At 49.9% G+C, this 6665-nt stretch carries 4 protein-coding genes and 1 pseudogene; 3 read left to right on the top strand and 2 right to left on the bottom strand.

Features of this window, described 5'->3' with window-relative positions; all coding sequences use genetic code 11:
- Nucleotides 1-156 precede the first annotated feature (156 nt).
- Nucleotides 157-543, top strand: a complete 387-nt coding sequence (locus tag KDK16_RS07595) for a RidA family protein (protein ID WP_257253644.1) — start codon at nt 157-159, stop codon at nt 541-543.
- Between the two features lie 99 nt (nt 544-642).
- Here KDK16_RS07595 and KDK16_RS07590 read toward each other — a convergent pair whose 3' ends face one another.
- On the bottom strand, nt 643-1500 hold the full coding sequence (locus KDK16_RS07590) for an SDR family oxidoreductase (protein ID WP_257275406.1): 858 nt from the start codon (nt 1498-1500) through the stop codon (nt 643-645).
- A gap of 207 nt (nt 1501-1707) precedes the next feature.
- On the opposite strand from KDK16_RS07590, the pseudogene KDK16_RS07585 reads away from it, so the two are divergent.
- Nucleotides 1708-2626, top strand: a pseudogene (locus tag KDK16_RS07585) (LysR substrate-binding domain-containing protein).
- A 34-nt stretch (nt 2627-2660) separates the two neighbouring features.
- Nucleotides 2661-4745, top strand: a complete 2085-nt coding sequence (gene recG / locus KDK16_RS07580; protein ID WP_257253649.1) for an ATP-dependent DNA helicase RecG — start codon at nt 2661-2663, stop codon at nt 4743-4745.
- Between the two features lie 478 nt (nt 4746-5223).
- Here the strand turns inward: recG and KDK16_RS13550 are convergent, their stop codons facing one another.
- The gene (locus KDK16_RS13550) at nt 5224-5304 is read right to left on the bottom strand and encodes a hypothetical protein (protein WP_373690946.1); all 81 of its coding nucleotides are present in this window, start codon (nt 5302-5304) and stop codon (nt 5224-5226) included.
- Between the last annotated feature and the right edge of the window lie 1361 nt (nt 5305-6665).

Here is a 6665-nt window from a genome sequence, read left to right as displayed (position 1 = left end):
AAGCAGAAATTTTTATCCTCAATTTCTTGCAATCCTCGCTACGGACGCTTAAGTCTGACAGGCTGCTAGGCAGTATCGGCATAACTCCAAAGGGACTTGAAAAATACGTGTTGTCCCTTACTATTTGGCTCTTTTCTGTTGGGAAGTGAGCGCACAATGAGTAATAGACAGACCATAAACACAGAGAATGCGCCTCAGGCGATTGGTACCTACTCTCAGGCGGTTAAGGCCGGAACGACCGTTTATGTTTCCGGCCAGATTCCCCTGATCCCGGAAACCATGGAGCTGGAGCAGGGAGGCTTCAAAGCGCAGACACGCCGCTGCTTTGAAAATCTGAAAGCCATTGCAGAAGCTGCAGGTGGAGAACTTCAGGATGCTGCAAAAGTAGGCATTTTCCTGACCGATCTTAGCAATTTTAATGCGGTCAATGAAGTAATGGCTGAGTATTTCACTCAGCCCTATCCTGCACGTGCTGCCATTGGTGTGAAAGAACTGCCCAAAGGCGTGCCGGTTGAGATTGATGCGATTCTGGAGCTGAGGTAGTTTTTTTAACGAACATTGTGGAATTCTCCATCCATCCCGGCATTGCGCAGCTTTGCCGTGTGAATGGAAATGAATAGCAAACAGGTAGGGCTGTTGTCATTACTCATAGGACGTTGAGCTTAACAACTCTGAGTAGCCAGCCCTGTAGTTTGGGTACCTGAAAGTGTAACCTGCATCGATGATTTTTTGATTGCTGCAACGTTTGCTGCCTCTCTGAGGTGCAGGGTGGCTGTCGTCCAGCACTATACCGAGTTGAGCTGCCAGCCAGTGCAACACTTCGTACATTGGAGCGGGTTCGTGGTCGACACCCAGGTATAGAGAGTCAACGGGAAGCTTTTGCTCATCGCGGCGAATCAGATGAGCAAGGATACCGGCACAGTCATCCCGGTGTATGCGGTTGCCATAGATGACCGGCTCAGCTTCACAGCCTTCACCGGCTTTGACTCGATTGATCATTCGATTTCTTCCGGGACCATAAATGCCGCCAAAACGAACCGCAGTCGCAGGAAAAGGGCTGTTGATTAAAATCGCTTCTGCCTCCAGCATAATCTTCCCTGAATACCGAACCGGATGTGTGGGTGAAGTTTCATCCACCCACTGACCATCATCCTGGTGATAACTGCCGGTACTGGAAGTGAAAAGCACCCGCTCGGGCCGGTGGCCCTGTGCCTGAAGGCGAGAAAGGACGTTGGAAAGACCTCTTAGATAGGCTTTTTGATAATTGTCCTGACCGGATCCATCGGAGGCAGCCGCATAAACGACATAGTCAATTTTGTTGGGCCAGTTGCCCAGCTGTTCTGGATTTGACAGGTCGCCCTGAACAGGATGAACGCCCTGGGGCAAACGGTCAATGCTCCGGCGTAATCCCCAGACAGAGTAATTGTCTGTGTCCAGAAGCTGTCGTGCTAATTCGCAACCGACATCACCGCAACCGGCGATCAATACATTCTTCTTCATAGCAGCCCCGTCATTTTTATAAAAAAAGGACAACCGTGAGTGTCCTTTATCCTCAGGGAAATGCAAGTAACCTTACTCAAATTCAGCATTTCTCTGTGCCTCCGATGATGCATCTTCTACTTTTGACAGAAGCCGAAGGAATAGTTTGAAAAAAAAACTGTTTAAATTTACAGTGTTCTGGTCGTTTCCAGACAGGCTTCTACCGTTATGACTCTCACAGAATTGCGCTATATTGTGACTCTTGCTCAGGAGCAGCACTTTGGGCGTGCTGCTGCCAAGTGCCATGTCAGTCAGCCCACGCTCAGTGTGGGAGTGAAAAAACTGGAAGATGAGCTTGGAGTAGCCCTGTTCGAACGATCGCGGAATTCGGTTCGGGTGACCCCTATGGGTGAAAAGGTCACCAGTCAGGCCCAGAAAGTTCTGGAAGAAGTGTCAGGCATCAAACAGATTGCCAAAGCCGGGCGCGATCAGTTAACCACGCCTCTGAGAGTGGGTGCCATATACACCATCGGGCCTTATCTGTTTCCACATCTTGTTCCCCAGTTGGCGTTGGTGGCACCTAAGATGCCCCTGTACATCGAAGAAAACTTTACAGCGGTTTTGAGAAAAAAAACTAAGAGTGGGCGAGTTGGACGCCATCATCATCGCACTGCCCTTTACTGAGCCTGATGTATTAACCTTGCCTCTTTACGACGACCCTTTCAGGATTTTATTGCCAGCCGGGCATCCCTGGCTGTCGAAGCAAGATATAGACCCTGCAGAACTGGTGAACGAAGAGTTACTGCTTTTGGGGGAAGGCCACTGCTTCAGGGATCAGGTCATGGAGGCCTGTCCGCTTCTGGCTCAGAAAGGCGATGCCGGTGGCGAAGAAGGAGGTGGCATCGAAGCCTCTTCTCTGGAAACTATCCGCCATATGGTGGCATCGGGAATGGGCATCAGTGTGCTGCCTGAATCGGCCCTGGTTGGCAGTCACTACGCTCCCGATGTATTGTCATCAAAGCCTTTTCGCTCGCCATCACCCAGTCGAACCGTTGCCTTGGCCTGGCGTGCCAGTTTCCCGAGACCCAAGGCAATAGATGCATTGTCCAGTGCTCTCAGGCTATGCTCTGTAACGGAAGCCAAATGAATAAAAAGTAACAGCAGTAGTACATTGAGGTGATATGGTGAAGCCCCTGCATGAGATTCCTGTGACAGCACTGAAAGGAGTTGGGGCTGCGCTTGCCGACAAACTGGCAAAAATCCATATTCATAATCTGCAGGACCTGCTTTTTCATTTGCCCCTCAGATATCAGGATCGCACCCGCATTACGCCCATTGCCGCTATTCATCCGGAAGGGGATTATGTTATTCAGGGCTCTGTGGTTGCTACTGACGTCCTGATGGGCAAGCGCCAGAGTCTGCTTTGCCGCATCAGTGATGGCACAGGTTCTGTCGGGTTGAGGTTTTACCATTTTTCCAGCGCACAGAAGAATCACCTCAAACCGGGAGCAGAGGTTCGTTGTTTTGGGCAGCCCCGCAGGGGAGCCAGCGGCCTTGAGATTTATCACCCTGAATATCGGGTCATCAAACCGGATAATAATCTGGATGTTGAGGAAACCCTGACGCCTGTCTATCCGGCTACTGAAGGACTCACTCAGCAGAGAATTCGAAGTCTTTGTGAGCAGGCTTTGGGCAAACTGAACCATCCTGATGTACTTCAGGAGTGGCTGCCTGACAATGTCAGATCGCAATATCAGTTAGGGTCGCTGGTGGATGCTGTGGAGTTCCTGCACTCGCCTCCCCCTGATGTTTCTGTTGAACTCCTTTCTGAAGGTCGCCATCCGGCACAAATGCGACTGGCTTTTGAAGAACTTTTGGCTCACAACCTGAGTATGCAGAAGCTGCGTAGCCTGATTCGCACAGTAAAAAGCTACGCAATGTCACCCAGGCAGACGCTAACCCGGGACTTTCGTGAGCAGCTGCCCTTTTCCCTGACGGGCGCTCAGGAAAAAGTATTGGCGGAAATCAGTCAGGATATGATGAATCCTGATCCCATGTTGAGACTGGTTCAGGGCGATGTGGGTTCGGGCAAAACGGTGGTGGCTGCTCTGGCTGCACTTCAGGCCGTCGAGAATGGTTATCAGGCCGCCGTTATGGCACCAACGGAAATACTGGCTGAGCAGCACGAGAAGAACTTTAAGGGATGGCTGAAACCTCTGGGGATTTCTATTGCCTATTTGTCAGGAAAAACCAAAGGGAAAAAGCGTCAGCAGATTCTGGAAGAGATTGCCCGGGGCGATGCCGCTGTGGTGGTGGGTACTCATGCCCTTTTTCAGGAAGACGTACAGTTCAGGCAGCTGGGTCTGGCCATTATCGATGAGCAGCATCGATTTGGTGTACATCAGCGAATGGCGTTGCGAAAAAAAGGTGAGCTCAATGGTGGGCAACCTCATCAACTGATTATGACAGCAACGCCTATTCCCCGAACGCTGGCTATGAGTGCCTACGCCGATCTGGATTGTTCCGTTATCGACGAATTACCCCCGGGCAGAACACCGGTAAATACCGTCGTGATAAGCGACGATCGTCGTGATCACGTAATAAAACGTCTGCGCTCAGCCTGTTTGGAGGGCCGTCAGGCATATTGGGTCTGTACCCTGATTGAAGAGTCAGAGGCTTTGCAGTGCCAGGCAGCTGAGGTGACGGCTGAACAGCTGCGAGAAGCATTGCCCGAGCTTTCCATAGGATTGGTTCATGGTCGAATGAAAGCGACTGAAAAGCTTGAGGTTATGGATGCTTTCAAGTCCGGACACATGCATCTGTTGGTGGCCACTACGGTCATCGAAGTAGGCGTGGATGTACCTAATGCCAGCCTTATGATTATTGAAAATCCGGAGCGATTGGGTCTGGCTCAATTACATCAGTTAAGAGGTCGTGTCGGTCGCGGCAGCATAGCGAGCCACTGTCTTCTGATGTATCACGCCCCGCTTTCGCAGCAGAGCAGGGAGCGTTTGCAAGTGATGCGCGACTCCAGCGATGGTTTTGTCATTGCTGAAAAAGATTTGCAATTACGCGGACCGGGAGAAGTGCTGGGCACCCGGCAGACCGGGCTTGCCCAGTTCAAGGTAGCCGATCTTGAACGGGATGCCATTTTGCTGGATCAGGTCAGGGATGCGGCCCAGAGTGTCTTGAAAGAGGTACCACAAAACGCAGAGCCATTGATCCTTCGCTGGCTGGGTCATGCTGAGAAGTACGCTAATGTCTGAAGCCTGGTCGTCGCTGATGACAGTCAAAAATTGTTAACATGGCCAGCTCTATCGATTTACTCCGCAGTAAAGAGGATCTGAAGAACTGCATAAATCAGCCAGAGGCGACTGAAACAATTTTTCGTTACCCTCGGGGAATAAAAAAAATTCACGGACAAAACTACGAAGAGCAGTGGCAAGTGCTGCCGGACTTTTCCTGCAGTCATTCTGGCGAGTATACACCAGGTGAAATCGGTGCTTTTTGTGAAAAAATTATGGTTTCACATTTCCTGTCTTTGAATTTATCGTGTGGCTAATTTGGCATTCAGGTGGAGATCGACTAATCTCACTCAGCAGCGGTAGACCTCAAGAGTTCGTAATCAGTCGTTGGGGAATGTAGTCATGAACCTGTTAATAGTCTCCTGTGTAAGCTTGGCCTTATCCTTATCTGTTCCTGCTCTCAGGGCCTCTCCGGTCGGGGTTGCTCAGGAGGGGGTCGCTACGGGCGTGTATGGTTCAGACGAGATTGGTTCAGACGAGATTGGTTCAGACGAGATTGGTTCAGACGAGCTTGATTCAGACGAGCTTGATTCAGACGAGATTGATTCAGACGAGATTGCTTCGGAAGAGGCCTCTCAGTTTTTCGATCCTCCGGCCTCGGCAGATTCCAGATACGAGTTTTCTTGTGGGGATTCTAAAGGCGTTTGTGGCGTTGAATACTGTCAGGAGGCTTATGGGGATCCCTATCCTGAACGATTTTATGAGATGTCTAGCACTGAAAGCCTGGAAGCATCCTACAATTTGGCCAGCCTTCTGCTGCGTAGCGATAGTGATGACGATGATTCTTCCCTCAAATCCTTTTGCATTGATAAGGAGTTATTGCAGAACCCCGGGGCGGGCTACGGCATTGATGAACTGGAAGGGGCAACCTTTTGGGGGGTGGTCAAACTGGAGCAGCTCGCAACGGGAGAAGTTTTATATGTGCCGGTCAAGACAAGCGAGTGGGTCAAAGTCGGAAAGGTTATCAGTGGGGTAAATGAGAATGAGCTGGGGGTGGATTATCAGGTGACCATATCATCAATTGATCGCTATCGCCATGATGCGCTTCTCAACACTCCGTATGGGCATCCTGTCAGAGACTGGATGCTGCATAATGAGGATGTGACTAAATACATTAGTGCCTCACTTGACCTTGTGGCTAAAGAAGATAAAGTGGCGTATAAAGACGTGTATCCGCAACGCCAGCTGGATAGAGCATACCTGATAAAGAGTTCGACTCTCCATCTCAGTTTGACCTATGACCATTTTTACGGGGACGGTCTCGCCTATAATGCCGTCCTTTCAGGTGAGTTGTCTTTGCCTGATGGAGATTTGATCAAGGGTCTTAAATTAGAAGCAAGAGGAGCTCGCTTGCCTAAATCCGGGTTTGGTAACTTCAGGCTAAATAAGCGTGACCCAGAAGGCTTCAGTTTACTTCCCTCTCCTGATTCTCAGTTAGAAGGCAGCATTGGTCGCCTTCGGTTGATAGAGCTTGTGCTGTTTCCGAAGGATTGAAACAGCTTGAACAAATCAAGCGTGTAACAATTTCTGATTGATGGCATGGCAATAGATAGGCGGGCTCTCCGTTTTCTGAGCTGGATTCTCGGAAAAAGCGATCGTCGCAATGAAGATTGTTGGGGAGAGGTCGGCCTGTCACGGTCTGTTGCAAGGCTGGAGCGGCAAAATTTCGGCTGCTGCATGGTAGGGCTCGGAGTGTGAAACTGTTACATCAAGAATAATTATGTAGTTTTATCTCAAGAATTAAAAAATTTGAGGTCTTCTGAGGTTCATACTATGTGACTTAGAGAGACTTGACGGGGGGCAGCATATTTTTCAGAGTGATGTATCTGAGGTTTAGCCTTTCAGCAGATGCTCAGCAGATTTTGCATTGCAGAAGCGTCG

This window comes from Endozoicomonas sp. SESOKO4, from assembly GCF_024606275.1.
The sequence above is the reverse complement of the archived record's forward strand: the minus strand, read 5'-3'. Positions and strand labels throughout refer to the sequence as shown.

Coding starts and splice junctions, on each gene's coding strand:
- KDK16_RS07595 (WP_257253644.1), top strand. CDS start 157: ATGAGTAATAGACAGACCATAAACACAGAGAATGCGCCTCAGGCGATT.
- KDK16_RS07590 (WP_257275406.1), bottom strand. CDS start 1,500: ATGAAGAAGAATGTATTGATCGCCGGTTGCGGTGATGTCGGTTGCGAA.
- recG (WP_257253649.1), top strand. CDS start 2,661: ATGGTGAAGCCCCTGCATGAGATTCCTGTGACAGCACTGAAAGGAGTT.